Genomic DNA, 26,720 nt, shown 5'->3' with positions numbered 1-26,720 from the left:
GTTATCCCAGTCTTACAGGCAGGTTACCCACGTGTTACTCACCCGTCCGCCGCTGATATCAGGGAGCAAGCTCCCATCAATCCGCTCGACTTGCATGTATTAGGCACGCCGCCAGCGTTCGTCCTGAGCCAGGATCAAACTCTCCGATAAAAGTTTGAATAGCTCTTTAAAAATAAATCTAGAATTAACGTTGACGTATTGTCTTGTTTTGTTCAGTTTTCAAGGTTCAATGTGTAAGCGCTTCGTTTGAAGCGACCTATATAATATATCATTTAAAGCGTTTATCGTCAAGGTGTTTTTATTATTTTAGAAAAGTTATTTTCTTGATAATTATGTAATGCCTTTCGGACAACAAATAATAGTATACACACTATTAAACAAGTTTGCAAGAGGTAAATGTTAAAAAGTCGCACGTCACTTTACTGACCTGCGACTCTCTTCATTCGGAAGCCAAATCGTAGACGACCTTAAATAAAAACCTCTGTAATATAGATGTCCTTTTGCTGAGATAAATCTACTATTTCTTCTGTCTTTAGTTTAACAATCGGACTGGTGAAGTCGTTCGGTTTGGTATATATGACTTCTCCAAATTCTCCGGACGATAACTTTACCGGGGTGCCTGTTCTTAAGTCTCCCATTAATTGAAGGAGTCCTTCCACTACTTTTATATCAAATTTGCCAAACAAGTCTTTGCTGATCATATCCAATACTTTGAAGATCGGCTGCTTGCTTCTGTATATTCTTTCTGATGTCATGGCATGAAACATGTCTGCAATCCCGACAATCTGTGAATAGAGGTGGATACGTTCGCTCTTTTCTGATGCAGGATATCCTGTTCCATCAAAGCGTTCATGATGCTGAAAGATCGCAAGCTTCGTTTCGGTTTTTAATAAGGGAGTGTCTTTGACCATCTTATACCCATTTGCCGTATGCAGCTTCACTTCTTTAAATTCACTTTCTGTCAGTGGCTGATCCTTGGATAATATGCGGGGGCTCACCTTAGCCATCCCACAGTCAGCAAGCGCCCCCGCTAATGCCAGTTGATTGATCTGTCCCGACTGTAAACCGATCTTCTTTCCTATTAAAGCACTGATGATACTGACTGAAACCGCATGATGATAGAGATAATCCTTCTTCGTTGAATAGTGGTGAAGGGAATAGATATAAATATGGTTTTGTTCCACCTGTTGAATAACGGGGAGTATGAGTTCTCTCACTCTTGCCACGTTAACAGCCGTACCCGACTGCCAATTCATAAATTCCTTCTTGTATTCTTTTACTGTCGTTAAATAAAGATCTACAAATCCTATTGTCTCCTTAGAATCCGTCTCTTCCTGAGTGGATGCCTTATCAGAAGAGAGCGGTGACCTGAATGGATTCCCGTCGGCTTTTGTTTTCTCTATGTATAACTCGTTGATATGGAATGCTTGAAGGATATTAAAATGTTCTTCTTCAAGCACCGTATTCTTTGGAATGATCGGGTTTGCTGCCATTCCCATGATATCTTCTGCAACGATGCAGCCTAATTGTATTTCCCCGCGATGTACCTTCAACTATACACACCTCACGTCTGTCCTTTTAGTTTATTTTACCAAATTCAGTGAAGTATGTTTGTTATTTTCAAAAAATAAATAGGTCTCCTACAAAAAATAAGCTATTTCCAGAATGGATATCCATTACTGAAAATAGCTTACTCTATTATTTATTCTTCTGTATCTTCATTAGCCTCATCTGAAGCCGGTTGTTCTTCCATGTCATCCTGTTCCATTCCTTCAACAGATTCGACAGGGGCTTCCGTTTCTTCTTCATCTTCTTTTTCAACTTTGGCGACGGTTGAAACGAATTCACTTTCTTGAAGACGGATCAGCTTGACCCCTTGAGTGTTACGTCCCGTTGTGGAAATATCATTTACGTCCATACGGATGAGGACACCATGGGCCGTGATGATCATTAAGTCTTCTTCGCCTGTGACGGCTTTGACAGAGACGAGTTCTCCATTACGCTCAGTCACATTACATGTCTTCAATCCTTTACCACCACGGGTTTGGACTCTGTACTCACTGGCTGGAGTACGTTTTCCGTAACCATTTACCGTGACAACCAGGACATCACTCTTGTCTTCAAGGATTTCCATACCGACAACGATATCATCATCGCTGAGGTTGATTCCTTTAACTCCAGTGGCTGTTCTTCCCATGGAACGGACGTCTGTTTCAGGGAAACGGATCAGCATACCCTGCTTCGTTCCGATGATCATATCTTTTTGGCCATCGGTCAGTTTCACGGAAATCAGCTCGTCATTTTCCCGAAGGTTGATGGCGATCAGCCCGTTCGTCCGGATATTGGCGAAATCCGATACCGGCGTACGTTTTGAGATCCCTTGCTTCGTCGTAAAGAATAAGTACCAATCGTCCACAAATTCTTCGACCCGGATCATGGCGTTGATCCACTCATCTTTTTCTACTCCGAGCAGATTGATGATCGGAAGTCCTTTTGCAGTACGACTGAACTCTGGGATTTCATATCCTTTTGCACGATACGCTTTTCCTTTGTTTGTAAAGAAGAGGATCGTGTCATGAGTAGAAGTCGTCAACAGGTTTTCAACGAAGTCTTCACCATTGGTACCCATACCCTGGATCCCTCTTCCGCCACGTTTTTGACTGCGGTAGGTAGAAACCGGGAGACGCTTGATGTAACCATTATGGGTGAGGGAAACGACGATGTTCTCTCGAGGAATCAAGTCTTCATCCTCGATGTTCTCGATTCCACCCGCTACAATTTCCGATCTTCTTTCATCATTGAAGCGATCTTTGATTTCGATGAGCTCTTCTCGGATGATTTCCAGAACTTTTTCGTCATCTGCAAGGATCGCTTTAAGTTCAGCAATCAGCTTCACCAGTTCCTGGTACTCATCTTCAATTTTTTCACGTTCTAAACCGGTTAGACGCTGAAGACGCATATCCAGGATCGCTTGGGCCTGTTTATCAGATAAGGAGAAATTCTCCATCAAACCTTGTTTCGCAAGCTCTGTTGTTTGTGAGCCGCGGATAAGGGCAATGATTTCATCAATATGGTCCAGGGCAATCCTCAGACCTTCTAAAATATGGGCCCTTGCTTCCGCTTTACGCAATTCAAATTCCGTTCTGCGGCGAATGACTACGCGTTGATGCTGAAGATAGTGAAAGAGACATTCTTTTAAGTTCAATACCTTCGGCTGGCCGTCTACAAGTGCCAGAAGATTGATCCCGAAGCTTGTTTGAAGTGCCGTTTGTTTATATAAATTATTTAGCAGTACGTTCGCATTGGCATCTTTTCTTACTTCAATGACGATGCGCATACCATTCCGATCCGATTCATCACGGAGATCCGTGATACCATCAATCTTCTTATCCCTGACAAGATCCGCGATCTTCTCGATGAGTCTCGCTTTGTTCACCTGATAGGGGATTTGATGGACGATGATCGTTTCTTTTCCATTGCTCTTTGTTTCGATTTCCACACGGGCGCGCATGGTGATGGAACCTTTACCCGTTTCGTAAGCACGGCGGATCCCGCTTCTCCCAACAATCAAACCGGCAGTAGGGAAATCAGGACCGTAAATGAATTCCATCAGCTCTTGGATCGTAATATCAGGATCTTTACTTAATGCAAGGATTCCATCGATGACCTCTCCAAGATTATGGGGAGGGATATTCGTTGCCATCCCTACGGCGATTCCTGAAGAACCGTTTACCAAAAGGTTAGGGAAACGCGCAGGCAATACTTCCGGCTCCCGCTCAGTGCCATCATAGTTATCTTTATAATCAATTGTGTCTTTATTAATATCACGAATGAGTTCCATAGAGATCTTGGACATACGTGCTTCTGTATAACGCATGGCCGCTGCAGCGTCACCGTCCACAGAACCGAAGTTACCGTGACCGTCAACCAGCATATAGCGATAGTTGAAATCCTGTGCCATACGAACCATGGTGTCATAAACGGCAGAGTCACCATGAGGGTGATACTTACCGATTACTTCACCGACGATACGGGCTGATTTCTTGTACGCTTTGTCAGACGTCATGCCGAGGTCATTCATCGCATATAAAATACGGCGATGGACGGGCTTAAGGCCATCACGTGCATCTGGTAAGGCACGTGAAACGATGACACTCATCGCGTAATCCAGGAAAGACGAGCGCATTTCACTGCTTATATTAATCTCTTTAACATTCGATCTTGGTGTTTCTGCCATAGTAAAAGGGACCTCCTTTTAAAGAAAGATTTAGACCTTTCTCACTCTTTACCTTGTCCGCTATGTAAAAGACAGGATAGCACCCAGGTCTATCCTGTTTATTTTATTTTAGATATCCAAGTTCTTGACGTAAGCTGCGTTTTCTTCGATGAAGTTACGTCTTGGCTCTACTTTGTCACCCATCAGGATATCAAAGGTTTCGTCAGCTTCGATCGCATCTTGAAGACTTACTTGCAGTAATGTTCTTGTTTCTGGATCCATTGTCGTTTCCCATAACTGCTCAGGATTCATTTCTCCAAGACCTTTGTAACGCTGGATGCCAGGTTTAGGTGTTGGGGAAATCTCTCCAAGGATGCGATCCAGTTCTTTATCATTATAGGCATACTCAATTTTCTTCCCTTGTTGTACTTTATACAAGGGTGGTTGTGCGATGTAGATGTAACCTGCTTCAATGATGTTTCTCATGTAACGATAGAAGAACGTTAATAATAGCGTACGAATATGAGCGCCATCGACGTCGGCATCGGTCATGATCACAATTTTATGGTATCTCGCCTTAGCTAGATTGAAATCTTCACCGATCCCTGTACCGAGAGCGGTAATAATCGCACGGACCTCGTTATTAGAAAGGATCTTATCAAGACGCGCCTTTTCTACGTTGATGATTTTACCACGTAGAGGAAGGATGGCCTGGAAGTGGCGATCCCGACCTTGCTTGGCAGATCCACCAGCTGAGTCACCCTCAACCACATAGATTTCGCTGATGCTTGGGTCTTTAGAAGAACAGTCCGCCAGTTTACCAGGTAAGCTCGAGATTTCCAGGGCACTCTTACGACGGGTAAGCTCCCTTGCTTTTTTCGCAGCCAGTCGGGCACGGGCAGCCATCAGGCCTTTTTCCACGACTTTTCGTGCGACAACCGGGTTTTCAAGTAAGAATGTTTCCAGATGCTCTGAGAAAAGGGAATCTGTGATTGTCCTTGCTTCTGAGTTCCCGAGTTTTGTTTTCGTCTGACCTTCGAACTGAGGGTCAGGATGTTTGATAGAGATGATGGCTGTCAATCCTTCCCGGACATCTTCCCCTGAAAGATTCGCATCATTCTCTCTGAATACATTATTTTTACGGGCATAATCATTGATGACCCTCGTCAATGCCGTTTTGAATCCAGACTCATGGGTTCCACCTTCATGGGTATGGATGTTATTGGCGAATGAGTAAAGGTTACTTGCGAAACCGTCATTGTATTGAATGGCGACTTCAACAGTTATATCATCCTTCTCACCCTCAATGTAGATCGGCTCTTCATGAATGACTTCTTTCGAACGGTTAAGGTGCTCAACGTAGGACTTGATTCCACCTTCATAATGGTAGTCCCTTCTTTTCCCTTCACCGCGCTTATCTTCAATACTGATCTGGATCCCTCTGTTCAAGAAAGCCAATTCGCGAATACGATTTGCTAGTATGTCATATTCGTATTCCGTTGTTTCAGTAAAGATTTCAGGATCTGGAGTAAAATGAATGATCGTTCCTGTCTTATCCGTTTCTCCAACCACTTTAAGGTCGAAGCTCGGGGCACCTTTTTCGAATTTCTGATAGTAGATATTTCCATCACGATGGACATGTACCTCAAGCTCCGTGGAAAGGGCATTAACAACCGATGCCCCTACTCCGTGCAGACCTCCGGATACTTTATATCCGCCGCCGCCGAACTTACCGCCGGCATGAAGGACCGTCATGATGACCTCTACAGCAGGTCGTCCCATTTTTTCGTGGATACCGACAGGAATACCACGTCCATTATCTGTCACCGTGATACTGTTATCCTCTTCAATGATGACTTCGATTTCGCTACAGTGTCCGGCTAATGCTTCATCAATACTGTTATCAACGATTTCCCACACCAAGTGATGCAGACCTCTGCTGCTTGTTGATCCAATATACATACCCGGTCTTTTCCGAACGGCCTCTAAACCTTCTAAAACCTGAATCTGATTTTCATCATAGGAGCCGCCTTGCGCTTGATTTTGCTCTATAGCCATACTGATTCACCTACACTTTCTAACCTTCAGGGCTTTATATTTCTATAATAAATTCTCATAGTTTGAGTATTTCTTTGATCGCTTTTTCAACGTACTTGATGCCAGTGGTGAAAGATACAACTGGCCTGTTGTGATAACAAGAGATTTATATGAACCCTTCGCGAGATTGCAAAGGTTTTTATCTTTCGTTTTTAGGAAATGTTGAATTTCCTCTGAAAATTGAACGGTGTCTCGATCAATAATGGCGATGATTTCATCTGTACGTACCATGACATCTTCTCCAACATGTATGTACAAGGTAACACCTCATTTCAATCTTTTCATGGATCCGGCTTCTACTTCGAACGTAGTGGCCTCATTTAAGGTTTGATGATCAATTCCGTCCACGTTGGTCGTGGTGACGAAGGTTTGAACTTTCCCCTGGATGGTATTTAATAAGTGAGACTGACGATAATCATCGAGTTCAGATAAAACATCATCCAGAAGTAAAATGGGATACTCTTTGATTTCAGAGTGGATCAGTTCGATTTCTGCAAGCTTCACCGAAAGGGCCGTTGTCCGTTGCTGCCCCTGAGATCCGAATGTTTGAACATCCCGTCCATTCACAATGAATTGAAGATCATCCCGGTGCGGTCCCACCAGGGTCACACCCCGATCAATTTCCCGTTCACGGATACCATCAAATTTCTGCTCATATATATCTACCATTTTTGACCATTCTTGATTATCTGATACATCCAAAGACGGTTTATATACGATTTCCAACGTTTCTAAGTTCCTTGAAATCCCTGAATGGATCGGTTTCGCCCAACTTTCCAACAATTGAACGAACTCAAATCGTTTCTTCGTAATTTTTACCGCCATCTCGATGAACTGTTCCGTCAAGACATCAAGCATCGTCTGGTCTTTTTGTTTTCGCGTTTGCAACTGTTTTAAATAATGGTTCCGTTGCTGTAATATTTTCTGATAAAGGCTGATATCATGTAAATAAACAGGAGAAACCTGACCAATTTCCATATCGATAAAACGGCGCCTGACTTGAGGGCTCCCTTTTACCAAATGAAGATCTTCAGGTGCAAACATGACCACATTCATATTCCCGACATATTGACTCAATTTAGATTGTTCAAGGTGATTACTCTTCGCCTTTTTTCCCTTTTTGGACAGGATCAGCTCCAAAGGCAATCCACCGTTATATTTCTGAATCCTACCTTTTATTTTAGCATATTCCTGGTCCCAACGGATTAAATCTTTATCATTTGAGGTCCGGTGGGATTTAGCCATTGCCAGGACATAGATAGACTCCATGATATTCGTCTTCCCCTGGGCATTTTCTCCAAGGATGACGTTCACCTTATTTTCGAAACTCACGTCTATCGATTCGTAATTACGGTAGTTTCTTAATTCTAATTGTTCAATGTACATGGACATAACACCCTTTATTATTCTCCAGCAACCACAAAGACCCCTACTTCAGGAATTTCAACTTTGTCACCAACCGTAAGTTTTCTCCCTCTTCTTTGGTCTTGTTCCCCGTTTATGTATACTTCATATTCACTTAAGAACCATTTCGCCATCCCGCCGGACTGAATCACTTCAGCAAGCTTCAGGAATTGACCCAATGTGATGATTTCTGTTTCTATGGTGATCTCTTTTGCCACTAAAATCACTACTTTCCGTATAAAGTCTCTAATATCTTATTTTACTCTAAATGGAGTTAAGTCACAACTAACGAAAAATGGAGAAAGATCTGGAGGTAATTTCCGCTGCAGATGCTCGGTTTCTGCGGGGTTAATAATAAAAGCCAACACCTGATCTTTTTCTAAGGTGTTGGCTTTTTGTCTTTTAGTACGTCCTTACCGGAAGGATCAATTGAAGAATGGAATCATCATGAAGGGGCTTCAATACAAACGGTCTCATCGCTCCCGTGAAGTTTACATGGATTTCGGTTCCTTCAATGGCTTTTAGTGCGTCCATCATATATTTCGCGCTGAAGGAGATTTTCAATTCTTCCCCTTCCACCGATTGGCTTTCCACCTGCTCGATGACCTTCCCGATTTCAGGCGTGTTCGATGAAATTTCAATGATTCCGCCATCCAGCGTCGAAAGTTTCACGACGTTATTTCTTCCTTCTCTCGCCAGTAGTGATGCACGATCGATCGCTTGTAAAAATTCTTTTGTATTAAGGGTCAATTCTGTTTTCGTATCAGAAGGAATCAAACGGCTTGTATCCGGATAGTTCCCTTCTAATAATCTTGAGAAAAATAATAAATGTTTAGCCTTGAACAGGACCTGGTTTTCCGTAATGACGATTTCAACGGCTTCATCCGTATCATCAAGGATCTTGTTCAACTCATTTAAGCTCTTCCCGGGTATCACAATATTGTAAGACGCATCATGATTGGTCTCAATCGGTGCTTTTCTCATCGCAAGTCTGTGACTATCTGTTGCAATACAGCTCAACGCCCCGTCTTCGATCTGACAGTTTACACCTGTCAAGATGGGGCGTGTTTCTGAGGTGGACACTGCAAATACGGTTTGTCTAATCATCGTTTTAAGAAGGTCCGTTGCAACTTTAATTCCATTTCCTTCTTCAATTTGTGGAAGATGCGGATATTCTTCAGGATCCAGACCGTTTAAATTGAATTCTGCCTGTCCTGAACGAATGACCGTTTGGAAATGACTTTGAACTTCGATTTCAACCGTATCTTTCGGTAACTTCTTTACGATCTCACTAAAGAATTTAGCCTGGAGGACGATTCCTCCTGTTTCCATGATACCAACGATCTCAGTACCTTCTTCCTCATTTGGAATAAAGGATTCAATCGAGATATCCGAATCACTGCCGGTCAATGTGACTCCATCTTCCGTTGCAATGATTTTGATCCCTGTCAGGATGGGAATCGTTGTTCTTGATGTGACAGCTTTCATGACGTCCTGGACGCTCTGGACAAGATGGTCCCTTTGAATAACAAATTTCATGATTTATTCCTCCAATTTGCACATAATTTTATGGACTGAATCATATACTAATAATTTATTTAGAAAATAGTAATAGAAGTAGTAGGGCCTGTTGATATGTGGATAAGTGTGTGAATCGAACGTAAACACAGCCTATCCACATGTGGACAGACTGTGTGCTAGTTAGTCGTAGTTATTCACATTATCCAATTTGGTTGTGTGTAAAATCAGGCCTTTAATGTTTCACGAATTTCCTTTAATTGCTGCTGAAGAAGGGCATCCGTTCCGAGCAATGTACTGATTTTCTCATGAGCATGAATGACAGTCGTGTGATCACGTCCTCCAAACTCTTCCCCGATCTTCGGAAGGGAGGAATCCGTCATTTCCCTGGATAGATACATAGCGATTTGTCTAGGGAATGCGATGGACTTTGTTCGTTTCTTCGCTTTAAAGTCCTCAAGCTTCACATTGAAGTGCTCACCAACGACACGTTGAATTTCCTGGATGGTAATCGCCCTTGGCTTCGAGCTCGGGATGATATCCTTCAACGCTTCGGCGGCAAGATCTGCATTGATGTCTTTATTTATAAGAGAAGAGTACGCGACGACACGGATCAATGCGCCCTCTAACTCACGAATATTGGAATCAATTTGATTTGCTATATAAAGCATGGCTTCATTTGGAATATCCAGTCCTTCAGCCTTTGCTTTCTTTCGTAAAATCGCAATTCTCGTCTCGAGATCCGGTGGTGTGATATCTGTAATAAGTCCCCATTCGAAGCGGGAACGAAGTCTATCTTCAAGTGTCGGGATTTCTTTCGGTGGCCGATCACTGGAAATGACAATTTGCTTGCTTTCTTCATGTAAGGTATTAAAAGTATGGAAAAATTCCTCTTGTGTTTGTTCTTTACCGGCTAAAAATTGAATATCGTCAATTAATAAAACATCAACACTACGGTATTTATTGCGGAAATCGACTGCTTTATTATCCCTGATGGAGTTAATGAATTCGTTTGTGAATTTTTCGGATGATAGATAAACCACTTTTGCAGCAGGATTATGTTCGAGTACATAATGGCCGATGGCATGCATCAAGTGAGTTTTTCCAAGGCCGACTCCCCCATAAATAAACAAGGGATTATAGGCTTTGGCAGGTGCTTCAGCCACAGCCAAAGAAGCGGCATGGGCGAACCGGTTGCCCGAACCGATAACAAACGTGTCGAAAGTGTATTTAGCGTTCAGCATATTTTGATTGATATCCTGCTGATCATCATCTTTCATCGACTTTGGCGGTATTTGAATATCAAACTCTTCCGGCTCCTGGTTTTGAGGAATGATAAATTTAACGACTAGTTCTTCGCCTGTAATATCATACAAAACCCCTGAGATTAGCTGAGAGTAACGACCTTCCAGCCAATCTCTTGCAAATTCATTTGGAGCTGTAATCACAAGGGTGTCCCCTTGAATGGAATGGGCCTTAGTTGATTTCAACCAAGTATCAAAGCTTGGTTTACTGATCTTTTTTTCGATATTTTCTAAGGCCTTGCTCCAAAGATCCCCGATATTCTCCAATCCTGATCCCTCCTTTTCTTAGTTTGTATAACCTCTGTACAATCATTACGCATTATACATTCCTTAAACTCACGCTATTTTATAAAAATACAATTCGTTGAATGTGGAAAAATATATAATAAGGAAGGAAAATGGTTTTTCGACATTATCCACTACTTGTGGACAACGTTTTACAAACCCTTTGTATAAGTTACCCACATGATATCCACATTTTGTGGATAAGTTATTTCCTTGAACACAGTTATCAAGAGTGAAAACACAATAATCATATCAAAATATCCTTAGAGGTGCAATGCTTTTTATATTTTATCCACAACCCCCCACACCTTGTGGAACAGAATTGTCCACAACCCAAGAACTTGTGAAAAAGTTGTCAGTATGTGTTGTGGATAATTTAAAACCATGTCGAATCCTATCCACAGGCACCTTGGATAGGAAAATCGGATAGGGTTTGTAGAAGGAAAATGATAATGAGGATTTTGAGTGTTCTTGGAGATACCCAACGATCATCAGAGGAAATTTTGTAAACAAAAGATTGGATGCTTTAAAGAGGATACCTTCATAATGAGAGGCATTTAATAAAGCACATTAATAATGGACGGTGTATTGTTAATTGAGCTTACTCGGTAAAATTTTTAAATAAGACTAATAAAGTTGATTGGAGCGGAAGGTGCTCGACTCCTGCGGGAAACGCTGGACAGGTGAGACCCCGCAAGGCGAAGCCTGAGGAGGCTCACCGCCAGCCCCGCGGAAAGCGAGCACCTGCAGCGGAAATCAATCACCACTCGCTAGTAACAAATGAGAAAAGCCGACTGAATCAACACTTTAAAAGAAAAATAATCTGAGTGTTGACTTTTTATGGGTAGCGTCTTTATAATAGTGAGGAATGTCTTTAACTTTTTAAAGATATCCTTCAGGGAGGTGTCATAGATGAAAAGAACGTTTCAACCAAATAACCGCAAAAGAAAAAAGAATCACGGTTTCCGTGCACGCATGAGCTCTAAAAACGGACGCAATGTTTTAGCTCGCCGTCGCAGCAAAGGAAGAAAAGTATTATCTGCCTAGACCACTGAACTGACTCAGTGGTCTTTTTTTTCCTCTCAATAATGAGATAAGACGATTTGGCTCGTTCGTATTTCGGTTTACGCGAAAAAGTACTTATAATTTCATATGAATGAGCCAATAATGTCGAGGTTAGATCAAGACAAAAATGAAAATTAGGTGTGGTCCATGAGGAAAGAGCAAAGAGTAAAGAAAAATAAAGAGTTCCAGGAAATATTCAAAAAAGGAACATCCTTCGCGAATCGTCAATTCGTCTTGTATCTATTAAAGAAGGAAGAGCCACAGCCCTTTCGAATCGGAATTTCCGTCAGCAAAAAAATCGGGAATGCTGTTTGCCGTAATCAAATCAAGCGTTATGTGAGGCAGGCTTTCTTAGAATTACAAGAAGAGGTTCACGATCAGTACGATTATCTTATCATCGCCAGGAAACCGGCGGCCGACATGAATTTCCATGAGGTGAAGGGGAGTCTCACCCATGTTTTAAAACGAGGAAAAGTATTGAAAAGGTCTTCTTATGGCAAATATGATAGGAAGAAGTCATAACATTTTGAGAGAATGACAGGTTTCGTCATCACAAGCCTCAAAAAAGATGTTACAATACGAGGGATTGTACTTTTTTAGTACGGAATGATGGTACTTGTTTTACATTTTACTTGAAAGATATTAGTTGGGAGGAAAATAAGGGTGAAAAAGAGAATTATAGCCCTGGTGGGAATCATTGGGCTAATGGCTATTCTATCAGGTTGTACCGATTACAATAAGCCGATCACATCTGATAGTAGCGGAATATGGAATGAATACATTGTCTATCCTTTATCACAATTAATTACAATGGTTGCGGAGTTCATGGGTGGATCTTATGGATTGGCGATTGTGATTGTTACATTGCTTATTCGTACAGCGATTCTGCCATTGATGATCAAACAAACGAGAAATTCAAAAGCCATGCAGACATTACAACCTGAAATGAAAAAACTGCGTGAAAAATATAGCTCGAAAGATGCACAAACTCAGCAAAAGCTTCAACAAGAAACGATGGCTTTATTCCAAAGTCACGGGGTGAATCCTTTAGCGGGTTGTTTCCCTTTGATCGTTCAAATGCCGATCTTAATCGGTTTCTACCATGCGATCGTCAGGACACAGGAAATTAAAGCGCATAACTTCTTATGGTTCGATCTCGGGAACCCGGATCCATACTATATTTTACCTTTAGTAGCAGGTTTAACAACGTTCATCCAACAAAAATTAATGATGGCGGGTACAGCGAATCAAAATCCGCAAATGGCGATGATGCTTTATATCATGCCGGTCATGATCATCATTTTTGCGATTAACTTCCCTGCAGCTCTATCCTTATACTGGGTAGTCGGAAATCTATTTATGATCGCTCAGACATACTTTGTAAAAGGACCTGAAATCAAAGAGGCGCAAGCAGCTAAAGCTGGTGGGAATTCAGGAGGAAAGAAAAAGTGAGAGAAGTAGAAGCGACTGGTCAAACGGTGGAAGAAGCCATTGAATCAGCCTTGTCTCAACTGAATATCACCAAAGATGAAGCAGAAATCGACGTCATTGATCAAGGTAAAAAAGGTTTATTCGGATTGTTCGGTGGAAGGCCTGCAATTGTCAAAGTAAAGAAAGCGGTTGATCCAGTAGAGGAAGCAAAGGATTTTCTTCTATCCGTTGCACGTGAAATGGGCGTGGAAGCGACCATAGAAGTGAAAAGGGATGGAAGAGATGTGGAATTCAACATTTCCGGTGAAAAAATGGCTCTATTGATTGGAAAAAGAGGACAAACGTTGAATGCTCTTCAACATTTGTCTCAATTGGTCGCCAATCGGGTATCCGGTCAGTTCATTACGATCCTGTTGGATGCCGAAAACTATCGGGAAAGACGGAAGCAGACGCTGACAACGCTTGCGGAACGGTTGGCAGAAAAGGCACTGCGCACCAATCGCTCTGTTTCATTGGAACCGATGCCCTCATATGAACGAAAAGTGATCCACTCCGCTTTAGTGGATTCCAAAAGGGTCGATACCCACTCAGAGGGAAGAGAACCCAATCGATACATTGTCATTGCACCAAAATAATGAAAGACGATTCCTTTCGGGGGATCGTTTTTTTTATTGCTTCACCCGTTTGAATCTTATTTTCACCCCGGTTTATTGTTATTCACATGTGGATAAGTTAAAATGATAGAGATAAGATGTTATCTTTGTGGATAACATTATTTGGTGACGAACAAAGGGTTTCCTTTCTTTAGTATTAAAACGGATTGTGATATTCTATTAATTTGGGGAAACGTTACTTTCTACAATACATTTCATATAGATAGATCAGCTATAAGAGAGGTGAACATAATGGAATTTGATACAATTGCAGCCATATCCACGCCGATGGGAGAGGGAGCGATCGCCATCGTCCGTTTGAGCGGTGACCAGGCATTCGATATCGGTGATAAAGTCTTTAAGGGAATGAAAGGAAGTTCCATGAAGGAATTTGCATCCCATACCATTCATTATGGAAATATCGTTGATCCAGACACCGATCAAGTGGTGGAAGAGGTCATGGTTTCCGTGATGAAAGGGCCGAAGACATTCACCCGGGAAGACATCATCGAGATCAACTGCCACGGTGGACTTGTGTCGGTGAATAAAGTTCTGCAGTTGGTGTTGAAGAACGGGGCGAGACTTGCAGAACCCGGTGAATTCACGAAGCGGGCTTTCCTGAATGGCCGAATCGATCTCTCTCAGGCAGAAGCAGTGATGGATCTCATTCGGGCTAAAACCGACCGGGCTATGAATGTAGCCCTGAATCAAATGGAAGGCCGTCTTTCCAATTTGATCAGAAAGCTCCGCCAGGAAATTCTTGAAACACTTGCCCATGTCGAAGTGAATATCGATTATCCGGAGTATGATGATGTAGAAGAGATGACGCACAACGTCCTTCTGGAAAAATCCAAGCACGTGCGGGATGAAATCGACCGGCTGGTTCGCACTTCAGAACAAGGGAAGATTTTAAGGGAAGGTCTTTCTACGGTAATTATCGGACGGCCCAATGTAGGGAAGTCCTCCCTCTTAAACAGTCTTGTTCACGAAAATAAAGCTATCGTGACGGATATCCCCGGGACAACACGTGATGTGATCGAGGAATATGTCAATGTAAGGGGTGTACCGCTCCGTCTTGTGGATACGGCGGGGATTCGTGAGACCGAAGACATCGTTGAACGGATTGGCGTGGAGCGCTCGAGACAGGTGTTGAAGGAAGCCGATTTAATTTTACTCGTGCTCAATTATGCAGATGAATTAACCTTTGAGGATGAACAGTTATTCGAAGCGGTGAAAGGAATGGACGTCATTGTCATCGTGAACAAAACCGATCTTCCTCAGAAGATTGATATAGATAAGGTAAGGAAACTATCCGAACATCATCAGTTGGTGACAACGGCTTTACTGGAGGAACAGGGAATCGATGAACTGGAAGAAGCCATTTCATCCTTATTCTTTGCAGGATCCATTGAAGCGGGGGATATGACATATGTATCCAACAGCCGTCATATCGCTTTGCTCAACCAGGCATCCCTTGCAATCAACGAAGCGATCGACAGCGTAGAGATGGGGACACCGATTGATATAGCTCAGATCGATCTGACGAGAACCTGGGAACTATTAGGTGAAATCATCGGGGACAGCGTTCATGAAAGCCTGATCGATCAGCTGTTTTCTCAGTTCTGCTTAGGAAAATAAACACTATTATAATGTGGACGTGATTTATCCGTCCTACAAGGAGGAAATAACAAACCATGCAATATGACGCAGGGCAATATGATGTCATTGTCATTGGTGCTGGCCATGCCGGGGTGGAAGCGGGACTTGCTTCTGCACGTATGGGAGCGAAGACGTTAATGGTCACCATTAATCTTGATATGGTCGCCTTTATGCCGTGTAATCCATCTGTTGGTGGACCGGCCAAAGGGATCGTTGTAAGGGAAATCGACGCTCTCGGTGGAGAGATGGGGCGTAATATAGATAAAACACATATACAAATGAGGATGTTGAATACAGGGAAAGGTCCTGCCGTACGTGCATTACGGGCACAGGCAGATAAATTCCTCTATCAGAATGAAATGAAGCGGACAATCGAAAACGAACCGAACATGACCTTGATGCAGGGAATGGTAGAGGAATTGATCGTGGAAGATGATGAATGTAAAGGTGTCGTCACGATGACAGGTGCTGCCTACCGTGCCAAAACGGTCGTCATCACTACAGGTACCTTCCTTCGTGGTGAAATCATATTGGGAGACCTGAAATATTCAAGCGGTCCCAATAACCAACAGCCTTCCATCAGACTATCTGATCATTTGCATGAGCTTGGCTTCGATACGGTACGGTTTAAAACCGGTACACCGCCGCGGGTCAATAGCTCGACGATCGATTATTCGAAAACGGAAATTCAGCCTGGTGATGATGTTCCACGTGCATTCAGCTATGAAACGACAAAATACATCACGGATCAACTTCCATGCTGGCTGACGTATACGAATGAACTGACTCATCAATTAATCGACGACAATCTTCATCGTTCGCCAATGTATTCAGGTATGATCAAAGGAACCGGACCTCGTTACTGTCCTTCCATTGAAGATAAGGTCGTGCGTTTCCACGACAAGCCGCGTCATCAAATCTTCCTTGAGCCGGAAGGAAGAAATACTCAGGAAGTATACGTACAAGGATTATCGACAAGCCTGCCTGAAGATGTGCAGCAAAAAATCCTGCAGACCATTCCGGGTCTTGAGAAAGTCCAAATGATGCGTGCCGGTTATGCAATCGAGTATGATTCCATCGTACCGACGCAATTATGGCCGACCCTAGAAACGAAAAAAATTAAAAACCTTTATACCGCTGGTCAAATCAACGGAACATCGGGCTATGAAGAAGCGGCTGGTCAAGGTTTGATGGCCGGAATCAATGCTGCGTGCCGTGCTCTTGATAAAGACGAGGTGATCTTAAGCCGATCAGACGCTTATATCGGGGTACTGATCGATGACCTTGTGACAAAAGGGACGAACGAACCGTATCGTCTTCTGACTTCCCGCGCGGAATACCGCCTGTTGCTCCGTCATGACAATGCCGATCTTCGCTTAACGGATATCGGTCATCAGATCGGATTGATCTCAGAAGATCGTTTTGAACGATTCACCACAAAGAAAGAAGCGATATCAGCAGAGAAGAAGCGACTTGAAACCGTCCGCATCAAGCCGACTGAAGAAACTCAAAGGGTTATCCGAGAAGCAGGCGGAAGCGAGTTGAAAGACGGGATAGTGGCTGCTGATCTCCTGAAGCGGCCAGAAATGAATTACAGCCATATTAAGACACTCGTCCCAAGCGATATCGAGCTTGATCCCGACGTAGAGGAGCAAGTTGAAATCCAGGTGAAATATGAAGGTTATATTGAAAAATCTCTTCAACAGGTCGATAAAATGAAGAAGATGGAAAATAAACGAATTCCTGAGAACATTGATTACAGTGCGATCAGCGGGTTAGCTTCTGAAGCAAGACAGAAATTGATCGAGGTCCAGCCTCTTTCTCTTGCACAGGCCTCCCGCATTTCAGGCGTGAATCCTGCAGATGTCTCTATATTGATGGTCTACATCGAGCAGGGGAAAATCGCTAAAGTATCCGGTGATCAATAGAGGTAAAGGAAGGAAAATTTCATGAACGTAAATGAATTTCAATCAATGCTTGAGGAGAAGGGGATTTCCCTTTCTTCCAGGCAATTAGATCAGTTTGAACGCTACTATGAATTGCTTGTTGAATGGAATGAAAAAATGAATTTGACGGCAATCACGAACAAGGAAGATGTCTATTTAAAGCATTTTTACGATTCCATCAGTGCAGCATTTTATGTTGACTTCACGGAAGTTCAATCTCTGTGTGATGTTGGGGCAGGTGCCGGTTTTCCAAGTATTCCGCTTAAAATATGCTTCCCCCATCTACATATCTCGATTGTTGATTCCTTGAACAAGCGGATCACATTTTTAAATCATTTGTCGGATGAGCTGGGACTGGAAAATACCCATTTTTATCATGATCGTGCAGAGACATTTGGAAAAAATAAGGCTCACCGCGAAAAATATGATATGGTTACAGCAAGAGCCGTAGCCAGGATGTCCGTTTTAAGCGAATTATGCCTGCCGCTTGTGAAAAAAGGTGGAGCGTTTGTCGCCATGAAGGCTTCGAATGTTAATGAAGAGCTGTCTAATGCTAAGAAAGCCATCGGAACGCTTGGTGGACAAACGGATAAAATGTATTCCTTCGTTCTTCCTGAAGAGGAAAGTGAGCGGAATATCGTGAAGATCAATAAAGTGAAAGAAACGCCTAATAAATATCCCAGAAAACCCGGGACACCGAATAAATTACCGTTAGAATAGTATGGTCACTCTCCTGCCTTTATCGGTCATGGTATAATCGGCATATGCAGAAGGCAGGAATTTGACATATTTTAGAGAATATTAATTAAGGGAGTTTCTTAAAGGTGGTGTAGGAAGATGAAGCATCCTTTCTCTCGTTTTTTTGGCCTAGGTGAAAAGGAGCAAGATGTTGAATCTGAAGAGTCAAATGTAGTGGAAGAAGTTCGTGATGAAGTGAGGAAAATACAGGTCTCACAAATCATCCCTAATCGATTTCAACCAAGGACTGTGTTTAATGATGAAAAGATAGAAGAGTTATCCAGAACGATACACACTCATGGCATCATCCAGCCGATCGTGGTGAGACAATACGATGATGACCAGTTTGAAATCATTGCGGGTGAACGGCGATACAGAGCTGTTCAAAAGCTTGGCTGGGAAACCGTACCGGCGATTGTGAAGAATCTTAATGATACAGAAACAGCTTCTGTCGCATTAATTGAGAACTTACAAAGAGAAGAGCTCTCTCCTATAGAGGAAGCAATCGCATATGGAAAACTGTTGGAATTACATGATCTAACTCAAGAAGCCCTTGCTCAACGCTTAGGAAAAGGACAATCAACCGTGGCGAACAAGCTTCGTCTCCTAAAGCTTCCAGAAGAAATTCAATCGGCTCTACTAGATAAACAAATCACTGAACGTCACGCCAGGGCTTTGATTCCTCTGAAGAATTCTGAAAAGCAGATCCAGCTCCTTCAAGAAATCATTGAAAAGAGTTTGAATGTCAAACAGACCGAAGACCGGGTTGTGAAAATGCAAGAGGGAACGACTCAAAAGCCGAAGCCTAAACGGAAGGCATTCAGCAAGGATATGAGAATTGCCGTGAATACGATCCGACAATCGCTGTCCATGGTATCCGATAGCGGGATCAATCTCGACTCAGAAGAAGAAGAGCACGAGGAATTCTACCAATTCACCATTCGTATTCCGAAAAAAAAATAGATTCCCAGACTAAAAGTGAGAAACATATCCGAACCGTTTCTCACTTTTTTTATTGGGAAACGAAGCTAGTAAGGGAGCAACTTTCCTTTCCTATTTGTGGAAACGTGTCTCTTTTTGAAAAATTGACAGACAATTATCCGGGAATTTTGATAGAATAAAAGAATACTGTGAAAAAATGAAATCAATCTTAGGAAGTCAAAAGGTAGGTGACAACCTTGGGCAGAATCGTAGCCGTTACAAACCAAAAGGGCGGAGTGGGAAAGACCACGACATCCGTCAATTTGGGGGCTTGTTTAGCTTATATAGGGAAAAAGGTTTTACTCGTAGATATCGATCCTCAGGGAAACGCCACTAGTGGTGTCGGCGTTGAAAAAGGGGATGTACAGCAGTGTATCTATGATGTGTTGGTGGATGATGTAGACGTAAAAGACACGATTAAACAATCAAAAGTGGAGAACTTATCGATTGTCCCTGCAACGATATCACTTGCCGGAGCAGAAATTGAACTGGTCCCGACCATCTCCCGTGAAGTCCGTTTAAAGAAAGCGTTGGAGAAGGTGAAAGACGAATTCGAATATATCATTATCGATTGTCCCCCTTCATTGGGTCTGTTGACGATCAATGCGTTAACGGCTTCTGATGCTGTCGTCATACCGGTCCAGTGTGAATATTATGCCCTCGAGGGATTAAGTCAGCTGTTAAGCACGGTCCGTTTAGTGCAGAAGCATCTGAATCATGACCTTATGATTGATGGTGTGTTGTTAACGATGCTTGACGCCAGGACCAATCTTGGAATCCAGGTCATCGAAGAAGTGAAAAAATACTTTCAAGACAAAGTGTATCGCACAATTATCCCACGTAACGTTCGTTTAAGTGAAGCACCCAGTCATGGTGAACCGATTATCATCTATGATGCGAAATCCAGGGGAGCAGAAGTTTATTTAGAACTGGCAAAGGAAGTGGTGGCGAATGGCTAAAGGTTTAGGAAAGGGCATCAATGCTCTCTTTACCAATATGCAAACAACGCAAAATGAAGAGTCCGTCCAGGAAGTGAGCCTGAAAGAAATAAGGCCGAACCCTTATCAGCCACGAAAGATCTTTGAGCCGCAGGCAATCGAAGAATTGAAAGAATCGATCCTGGAACACGGGATCCTCCAACCGATCATTGTCCGTAAGTCCATTAAAGGATATGAGATAGTGGTCGGTGAACGCCGTTATCGTGCAGCGACAGCGGCCAAGTTAGAGACAGTTCCAGTTGTAGTGCGTGAATTGAATGATCAACAAATGATGGAACTCGCGGTGTTGGAAAACCTTCAACGTGAGGATCTGACACCGATCGAGGAAGGCGCAGCCTATCAAATGCTGATGGATAAATTGAAGCTTACCCAGGAAGAACTGGCGAAACGATTAGGGAAGAGCAGACCTCATATCGCAAACCATATTCGCTTACTCTCCCTCCCTTCACCCGTTCAGGAACTTATTTCGGAAGGTAAGCTGTCAATGGGACATGGCCGGGCACTTCTTGGATTGAAAGATAAAAAGAAGCTGTCCATGATCGTCAATCGGATCCTTAAAGAATCATTAAACGTCCGTCTATTAGAAAAAATCATTCAAGAAGCCAATGACAATGTTCCACGTGAAACAAAAAAGACCGAGAGAAAAGATGTCTTCATTCAGGAACAGGAATCCCTCTTGCGTGAACGCTTCGGTACAACCGTAACGATTAAACAATCGAAGAAAAAAGGGAAAATCGAACTGGAATTCTTTTCGAAGGAAGACTTGGATCGGATTTTGGAATTATTGCAGTAACATCATTGTAAAAGGGACTGACTTAAGTGGTATATCTCATGCCATTTAAGCCAGTCCTCTTCCATATGGTACATATACTATTCTTTGGGAAATAATCATAAGGGGAAACGTCATGGTACTTTTAGGAACGCTAGTAAATGGAGTATGTATTATCATCGGGACGCTTCTCGGGAAGGTCCTGCACCGCATACCTGAAGATATGAAGGGAACAGTCATGAAAGCGATCGGACTCGCCGTTATCGTTCTTGGTTTACAGATGGGGTTGAAAAGCGAGAACTTTCTTATCGTGATCATCAGTCTTGCCCTCGGTGCTGCCTGGGGAGAGTGGATGAATCTTGAGGACAGGCTGAATGCCCTGGGGAACTGGTTGGAAACAAAGATCGGCAGCAAAAATGAAACGTCCATATCTCAAGGCTTTGTCACCGCGACCCTGATATTTGTCATTGGGGCCATGGCCGTTATCGGTGCGTTGGATAGCGGGATCAGGGGAGATCATGATGTTCTTTTGACCAAGTCGATCATTGATGGGTTTACTTCATTAATCCTAACGACGACCCTCGGGATCGGTGTTATGTTCTCAGCCATTCCAGTCGTCCTCTATCAGGGAATCATCGCACTATTCGCCACTCAAATCCATCAATGGGTGCCTCAGGAGCTCATGGATGCTTATATTGTCGAAATGACGTCAACAGGAGGGATCATGATTTTTGCGATTGGTCTCAACCTCCTGGGTGTAACGAAAATAAGAGTCGCCAACTTACTTCCGGGCATCATCGTGGTCGCCATGGTAGTCGGAATCATCCACTCCTATCATACGTATTTGTAATCAAAAAGGGAGATGGCTGAACACCCCATCTCCCTCCTTTATTGCTGCAATTCTTCCCGCCATTTTTCAATACTGACGGCATTTCTCCGTTCTACTGAATGACCTGCCAGTACAATCGCTTCAGCAATCGTCCTCGCCATCTTCATCACAAGATTCAAACGAGTATTCTGTAGGACAAAAAACTCCATAAACCCACTGACATTTACAATACCGGTCAAATGAATTTCCCCAACCTCAGGCAGCTCTTTATTTACTCCGGCTCCTGGTCGTAATGGACCTTCACTCAACTGTATGGCACCGACACTCTTTAATCGTCCGAGACAGGCATCGACACCTATGATAAAGGGGTTGATATGTTTCGAAGCGATCTCCTTGAGCTTCTCCTCCAGATTGACAGCATGGATCGGGTCATCCAAGGTTCCATAGACATGGAATGGTTTGATATCCTGTTCCTCTATTAATGTACCGACCAAAGGCCCCAAGGAATCCCCTGTCGACCGGTCCGTGCCGATACATATAAACACAATGGGCCTTGTACGATAATAAGTGGGAAGCATCGACGACAATTGAACTGAAAGCTCCTGTGCTGCACCCTCTTCCTGATGAAGGACTCTAAAAGGTTCAGGTCTTCGTTCAAATAATCCTTTTTTCAGATTCATCGCTTCCACTCCTTTGGGTGTGTGTAAGAGGTGACCTAACGCCCGCCGCCCCCCTTAAATCACAGTCAGAATTTTAAGTACTATCAGTATACGGACGAATTCTTTTTTTCATACATAAGATGGCCCGATTTTTCATAAAATAAAAATTTTCCTACAATCTATCTATTATGAGGTTATATCTACACAAGGAGAGGGAAAGTTGATAAAATAAGGAATACTTCTTATTGAATGATAAGTGGAGGTTCGATTATATGAGTGCGAATGATACCAAAGCTAAGATAGATGACACTATTGATAAAACTGCTGAGAAACTGATAGATAATGAAATGTGGATGTCCCTTGGAACAGGTGTTTTGAAGATTGTTGCTATTATGGTCATTACCTACATTGCTCTCAGGCTGGGGAGGTCGGCCATACGAAACGTATTCAAAGTACGTTCCCGTTCCCCTCTTAAGTTCACTGAACGACGGGAAGCTACGTTATCCAAGCTATTAGAGAACGTCTTGACCTATGTGATTTATTTCATCAGTCTGATGACCATTTTATCGACGCTTGACATCGACGTGAAAGGGCTCATCGCCGGTGCCGGGATCGTCGGTCTTGCGGTTGGTTTCGGGGCACAGAATCTGGTTCGTGATATCATCACCGGTTTCTTTATTATCTTCGAGGATCAATTTTCCGTAGGTGATTATGTGCGCATCGGTTCTGCAGAGGGAACCGTTGAAGAAATCGGCCTTCGTACCACAAAAATCAAGAGCTGGACCGGGGAATTGCATATTTTCCCCAATGGGAATATTACGGAAGTGACGAACTTCTCCATTCATAACAGTATTGCCGTTGTGGATGTCAGTATTGCGTATGAAGAAAACATAGAAGAAGCCGAGAAAGTGATGCAGGAACTTCTCCTCTCTTTACCACAAAAGTACGAAGATCTTGTGAATCCCCCTGAACTGTTAGGGGTTCAAACCCTTGGCGCTTCAGATGTCGTCATCCGGATCGTTGCTGAAACAGTTCCCATGAGGCACTGGTATATGGCCAGGATGATCAGGAAAGAAGTGAAACTTTGCCTGGATTCGCATGGTATTGAAATTCCATTCCCTCGTATGGTGATGTATTCACGTAAAGATGAAGAAGAGCTTCACCCCCGTGAAGAGAAACAAAGAAGACTTGAAAGCGAATGAGGAGGAGTAACCAGTGGAGCCAAAGACGTTCACATTAAATGATATTGTAGAAATGAAGAAGCCTCATCCATGTGGGACAAACCGCTGGAAAGTGATCCGAATGGGGATGGATATTCGCATCAAGTGTGTCGGGTGCGGTCACAGTGTCATGATCCCCAGAAAAGACTTTGCAAAAAAAATGAAAAAAGTCATCTCAAGCGGTGAAGAAGAATAAGTATTCTTTTTTTACCCATAATTCTTTTGACCTAATCCATCTTATGTTCAGATGATTGTCATCCAGAGCATCCAGTCGTTCTCATACGAGTGGGTGCTTTTTTCTATAGGAATGTTTTCCTCCCGGACGCCGGAAGCTTCACTTGTCTTTTCCCGCTATTATCTCTATAATTGTGAAAGGTTCGACCGTTTACTTATTTTTTGATCTTACAGGATTTTTAATAGATAAGAATATGGATGAGGAGTGACTGAAATGGCATTAACAGCTGGTATTGTTGGACTACCTAACGTTGGTAAATCCACTTTATTCAACGCAATTACAAAAGCAGGTGCAGAGTCTGCGAACTACCCTTTCTGTACCATTGATCCGAACGTGGGAATCGTAGAGGTTCCGGATCACCGTCTGGATAAATTAACAGAACTCGTGGACCCGAAGAAGACCGTTCCCACAGCCTTTGAATTCACGGATATTGCCGGAATTGTAAAAGGGGCAAGTAAAGGGGAAGGATTGGGGAATAAGTTCTTATCCCACATCCGTCAAGTGGACGCGATCTGTCAGGTTGTCCGTTGTTTCGCGGATGATAATATCACACACGTATCCGGTAAAGTAGATCCGATTGCAGACATTGAAGTCATCAACCTGGAATTGATCCTGGCAGACCTTGAAACTGTCGATAAGCGTCTTGCAAGAGTTCAGAAAATGGCGAAGCAAAAAGATAAAGAAGCAGTATTTGAGCATGATATCCTTGTGAAAATCAAAGAAGCGTTGGAAGCAGAGCAGCCAGCCCGTACAGTGGAATTCTCCGATGAGCAGATGAAACTTGTGAAACAGCTTCACCTTCTGACGTCAAAGCCCGTATTATATGTGGCAAACGTAAGTGAAGATGAAATTGCGGATCCTTCTGACAACGAGTATGTTCAGAAAGTACGTGAATTTGCGAAGGACGACAATGCAGAAGTGATCGTTGTCTGCGCGAAGATTGAATCTGAAATTGCCGAGCTTGACGATGAAGAAAAGGCGATGTTCCTGCAGGAATTAGGCATTGAAGAATCAGGCCTTGATCAGCTGATCCGTGCTACCTACTCCCTATTGGGACTGGCTACCTATTTCACGGCCGGTGTCCAAGAGGTCCGTGCCTGGACGTTCCGCGAAGGAATGAAGGCCCCTCAATGCGCCGGAGTCATCCACACCGACTTCGAAAGAGGATTCATCCGTGCCGAAACCGTATCCTATGAAGACCTGGTCGCGGCCGGAACAATGGGTGCAGCCCGCGAAGCAGGAAAAGTCCGCCTCGAAGGTAAAGAATACCTCGTAAAAGACGGGGACATCATTCACTTCCGCTTTAACGTGTAAGTTTTAATAAAAAAGACTAGAGTCCCGATTCTAGTCTTTTTTTTACGTCATATTGCAATAATAGATATCTTATGCTATAATTTTATTTCGTGAGTAATGAACGCATTGCTCCTTGTTCTTTCATAAAGAAAGGACCGCATAGACCACGAGGAGGTGACATTCAGATGAGAAAGTACGAAGTTATGTACATTGTCCGCCCAAACATTGACGACGAGTCAAAGAAAGCAGTAGTTGAGCGTTTCGATAACGTTTTAACAACTAACGGCGCGGAAATCATCGAGTCAAAAGATTGGGGTAAACGTCGTTTAGCGTATGAAATCAACGATTTTCGTGATGGTTTCTATCAACTAGTTAAGATGAGCGCTACTTCTGATGCAGTTAACGAATTCGATCGTTTAGCTAAAATCAGCGATGATATTATCCGTCATATCGTTGTTAAAGAAGAAGAATAATCCGTACGTTTTTTAAGATATACACTTCTATCATCTGTTTCACGTGAAACAGGAAACTAGAAGGAAGGGGTTGATTCTGATGATGAACCGAGTTGTATTAGTAGGGCGTTTAACCAAAGACCCTGAATTAAAATATACTCCAAGTGGAGTGGCTGTTGCCTCGTTTACACTGGCTGTCAATCGTAGTTTTACGAACCAATCAGGAGAGCGGGAAGCAGATTTTATTAACTGTGTTGTATGGCGTCGCCCTGCAGAGAATGTAGCAAACTTTCTTAAAAAAGGCAGCTTAGCTGGCGTTGACGGTCGCATTCAAACACGTAATTTCGAAGGACAGGATGGACGCCGTGTGTTTATGACGGAAGTTGTAGCAGAAAGCGTTCAGTTCTTAGAACCGCGTAGTGCGAATCAAGGCGATCGTGGAGGAAGTCCGGGCTATTCGGGTGGAGGTCAGCGTGACCAAGGAAATCCGTATAGTCAGAATCAGAATCAACAACGCAACAACAATAACAACAACAACTATACACGTGTAGATGAGGATCCATTTGCAAATGACGGTCAGCCGATCGACATTTCCGATGATGATCTGCCATTCTAAACGAACGATAACGAATCCAAACAAGATAGGAGGCGAAACAAATGGCAGGAGGACGTAGAGGTGGACGTAGACGTCGTAAGGTGTGCTACTTCACAGCAAACGGAATTACACATATCGATTTCAAAGATGTTGATCTTCTTAAGAAATTCGTATCTGAACGTGGAAAGATTCTTCCACGTCGTGTAACTGGAACTAACGCTAAGTACCAACGTAAGTTGACTCGTGCGATCAAACGCGCTCGTACAATGGCATTACTTCCATACGTTACTGGTGAATAATATCATCGACTTAAAAGCAGCAGAGACTTGTCTCTGCTGCTTTTTTATGTCTAATAACTTACGGTTTTTCCCCC

General features: G+C 43.0%; 26 protein-coding genes and 1 rRNA gene. 17 read left to right on the top strand and 10 right to left on the bottom strand.

The window, feature by feature from the left end:
• From AM506_RS19905 to dnaA, 9 genes are all read right to left on the bottom strand, one after another.
• Window positions 1–150, bottom strand: a 16S ribosomal RNA gene (locus AM506_RS19905); the annotation flags it as partial.
• Window positions 151–467: 317 nt separating this feature from the next.
• Window positions 468–1,553: an HD-GYP domain-containing protein gene (locus AM506_RS19900; protein ID WP_060674634.1), complete on the bottom strand. Its 1,086-nt coding sequence runs from the start codon at window positions 1,551–1,553 to the stop codon at window positions 468–470.
• A 149-nt stretch (window positions 1,554–1,702) separates the two neighbouring features.
• Window positions 1,703–4,237, bottom strand: a complete 2,535-nt coding sequence (gyrA, locus tag AM506_RS19895) for a DNA gyrase subunit A (protein ID WP_060674632.1) — start codon at window positions 4,235–4,237, stop codon at window positions 1,703–1,705.
• A gap of 108 nt (window positions 4,238–4,345) precedes the next feature.
• Complete coding sequence (gyrB, locus tag AM506_RS19890; RefSeq protein ID WP_152968637.1) at window positions 4,346–6,274, bottom strand: DNA topoisomerase (ATP-hydrolyzing) subunit B; 1,929 nt, start codon at window positions 6,272–6,274, stop codon at window positions 4,346–4,348.
• Between the two features lie 42 nt (window positions 6,275–6,316).
• Window positions 6,317–6,571: an extracellular matrix regulator RemB gene (gene remB / locus AM506_RS19885; RefSeq protein WP_060674631.1), complete on the bottom strand. Its 255-nt coding sequence runs from the start codon at window positions 6,569–6,571 to the stop codon at window positions 6,317–6,319.
• A gap of 9 nt (window positions 6,572–6,580) precedes the next feature.
• Window positions 6,581–7,699, bottom strand: coding sequence for a DNA replication/repair protein RecF (gene recF, locus AM506_RS19880; protein ID WP_060674630.1), 1,119 nt, complete (start codon window positions 7,697–7,699; stop codon window positions 6,581–6,583).
• 17 nt (window positions 7,700–7,716) lie between these two features.
• Window positions 7,717–7,935: a S4 domain-containing protein YaaA gene (yaaA, locus tag AM506_RS19875; protein WP_034764734.1), complete on the bottom strand. Its 219-nt coding sequence runs from the start codon at window positions 7,933–7,935 to the stop codon at window positions 7,717–7,719.
• Between the two features lie 184 nt (window positions 7,936–8,119).
• Window positions 8,120–9,256 (bottom strand): DNA polymerase III subunit beta, encoded by a 1,137-nt coding sequence (gene dnaN / locus AM506_RS19870; RefSeq protein WP_060674629.1) that lies wholly within the window; start codon window positions 9,254–9,256, stop codon window positions 8,120–8,122.
• Window positions 9,257–9,462: 206 nt separating this feature from the next.
• Window positions 9,463–10,806, bottom strand: a complete 1,344-nt coding sequence (dnaA, locus tag AM506_RS19865) for a chromosomal replication initiator protein DnaA (protein WP_060674627.1) — start codon at window positions 10,804–10,806, stop codon at window positions 9,463–9,465.
• Between the two features lie 930 nt (window positions 10,807–11,736).
• On the opposite strand from dnaA, the gene rpmH reads away from it, so the two are divergent.
• The 11 genes from rpmH to AM506_RS19810 all read left to right on the top strand — a co-directional run bounded on the left by rpmH (window position 11,737) and on the right by AM506_RS19810 (window position 21,914).
• Window positions 11,737–11,871 carry a 50S ribosomal protein L34 gene (gene rpmH, locus AM506_RS19860; protein ID WP_034764748.1) on the top strand — a complete coding sequence of 45 codons (135 nt, stop codon included), beginning with the start codon at window positions 11,737–11,739 and terminating at the stop codon, window positions 11,869–11,871.
• Between the two features lie 165 nt (window positions 11,872–12,036).
• Window positions 12,037–12,411, top strand: coding sequence for a ribonuclease P protein component (gene rnpA / locus AM506_RS19855; protein WP_034764749.1), 375 nt, complete (start codon window positions 12,037–12,039; stop codon window positions 12,409–12,411).
• 141 nt (window positions 12,412–12,552) lie between these two features.
• Entirely contained in the window at window positions 12,553–13,341 is a 789-nt protein-coding gene (gene spoIIIJ, locus AM506_RS19850) for a YidC family membrane integrase SpoIIIJ (protein ID WP_060674626.1), read from the top strand.
• On the top strand, window positions 13,338–13,955 hold the full coding sequence (gene jag, locus AM506_RS19845) for an RNA-binding cell elongation regulator Jag/EloR (RefSeq protein ID WP_060674625.1): 618 nt from the start codon (window positions 13,338–13,340) through the stop codon (window positions 13,953–13,955). The genes spoIIIJ and jag overlap by 4 nt, the downstream gene beginning before the upstream one ends.
• A 270-nt stretch (window positions 13,956–14,225) precedes the next feature.
• Window positions 14,226–15,611, top strand: a complete 1,386-nt coding sequence (mnmE, locus tag AM506_RS19840) for a tRNA uridine-5-carboxymethylaminomethyl(34) synthesis GTPase MnmE (protein WP_060674624.1) — start codon at window positions 14,226–14,228, stop codon at window positions 15,609–15,611.
• Window positions 15,612–15,667: 56 nt separating this feature from the next.
• The gene (mnmG, locus tag AM506_RS19835; protein WP_060674622.1) at window positions 15,668–17,560 is read left to right on the top strand and encodes a tRNA uridine-5-carboxymethylaminomethyl(34) synthesis enzyme MnmG; all 1,893 of its coding nucleotides are present in this window, start codon (window positions 15,668–15,670) and stop codon (window positions 17,558–17,560) included.
• Between the two features lie 21 nt (window positions 17,561–17,581).
• A complete protein-coding gene (gene rsmG, locus AM506_RS19830) occupies window positions 17,582–18,298 on the top strand; it encodes a 16S rRNA (guanine(527)-N(7))-methyltransferase RsmG (protein ID WP_060674620.1) in 717 nt (238 codons plus the stop codon).
• Between the two features lie 117 nt (window positions 18,299–18,415).
• Window positions 18,416–19,279: a nucleoid occlusion protein gene (gene noc / locus AM506_RS19825; protein WP_060674619.1), complete on the top strand. Its 864-nt coding sequence runs from the start codon at window positions 18,416–18,418 to the stop codon at window positions 19,277–19,279.
• A 215-nt stretch (window positions 19,280–19,494) separates the two neighbouring features.
• Complete coding sequence (locus AM506_RS19820; RefSeq protein ID WP_060674617.1) at window positions 19,495–20,256, top strand: ParA family protein; 762 nt, start codon at window positions 19,495–19,497, stop codon at window positions 20,254–20,256.
• Window positions 20,249–21,088, top strand: a complete 840-nt coding sequence (locus AM506_RS19815) for a ParB/RepB/Spo0J family partition protein (protein WP_060674615.1) — start codon at window positions 20,249–20,251, stop codon at window positions 21,086–21,088. Before AM506_RS19820 ends, AM506_RS19815 begins: the two co-directional genes overlap by 8 nt.
• A gap of 112 nt (window positions 21,089–21,200) precedes the next feature.
• A complete protein-coding gene (locus AM506_RS19810; protein ID WP_060674613.1) occupies window positions 21,201–21,914 on the top strand; it encodes a DUF554 domain-containing protein in 714 nt (237 codons plus the stop codon).
• 38 nt (window positions 21,915–21,952) lie between these two features.
• Here the strand turns inward: AM506_RS19810 and yyaC are convergent, their stop codons facing one another.
• The gene (gene yyaC, locus AM506_RS19805; protein WP_060674610.1) at window positions 21,953–22,573 is read right to left on the bottom strand and encodes a spore protease YyaC; all 621 of its coding nucleotides are present in this window, start codon (window positions 22,571–22,573) and stop codon (window positions 21,953–21,955) included.
• Window positions 22,574–22,824: 251 nt separating this feature from the next.
• On the opposite strand from yyaC, the gene AM506_RS19800 reads away from it, so the two are divergent.
• The 6 genes from AM506_RS19800 to rpsR all read left to right on the top strand — a co-directional run bounded on the left by AM506_RS19800 (window position 22,825) and on the right by rpsR (window position 26,646).
• The gene (locus tag AM506_RS19800; protein WP_060674608.1) at window positions 22,825–23,754 is read left to right on the top strand and encodes a mechanosensitive ion channel family protein; all 930 of its coding nucleotides are present in this window, start codon (window positions 22,825–22,827) and stop codon (window positions 23,752–23,754) included.
• Between the two features lie 13 nt (window positions 23,755–23,767).
• Window positions 23,768–23,968: a DUF951 domain-containing protein gene (locus AM506_RS19795; protein WP_034764770.1), complete on the top strand. Its 201-nt coding sequence runs from the start codon at window positions 23,768–23,770 to the stop codon at window positions 23,966–23,968.
• Between the two features lie 252 nt (window positions 23,969–24,220).
• Window positions 24,221–25,321, top strand: coding sequence for a redox-regulated ATPase YchF (ychF, locus tag AM506_RS19790; RefSeq protein ID WP_060674606.1), 1,101 nt, complete (start codon window positions 24,221–24,223; stop codon window positions 25,319–25,321).
• Window positions 25,322–25,485: 164 nt separating this feature from the next.
• Complete coding sequence (gene rpsF, locus AM506_RS19785) at window positions 25,486–25,773, top strand: 30S ribosomal protein S6 (protein ID WP_034764776.1); 288 nt, start codon at window positions 25,486–25,488, stop codon at window positions 25,771–25,773.
• A 79-nt stretch (window positions 25,774–25,852) separates the two neighbouring features.
• Window positions 25,853–26,368, top strand: coding sequence for a single-stranded DNA-binding protein (gene ssb / locus AM506_RS19780; RefSeq protein ID WP_034764778.1), 516 nt, complete (start codon window positions 25,853–25,855; stop codon window positions 26,366–26,368).
• 41 nt (window positions 26,369–26,409) lie between these two features.
• Window positions 26,410–26,646 (top strand): 30S ribosomal protein S18, encoded by a 237-nt coding sequence (rpsR, locus tag AM506_RS19775; RefSeq protein WP_034764780.1) that lies wholly within the window; start codon window positions 26,410–26,412, stop codon window positions 26,644–26,646.
• The last annotated feature ends 74 nt before the right edge of the window (window positions 26,647–26,720 follow it).

Origin of the sequence: Rossellomorea vietnamensis (assembly GCF_001305855.1) — a bacterium.
GTDB lineage: Bacteria > Bacillota > Bacilli > Bacillales > Bacillaceae_B > Rossellomorea > Rossellomorea vietnamensis_A.
Note: the sequence above shows the minus strand (reverse complement) of the source record. Positions and strands in the feature narration are given on the sequence as shown.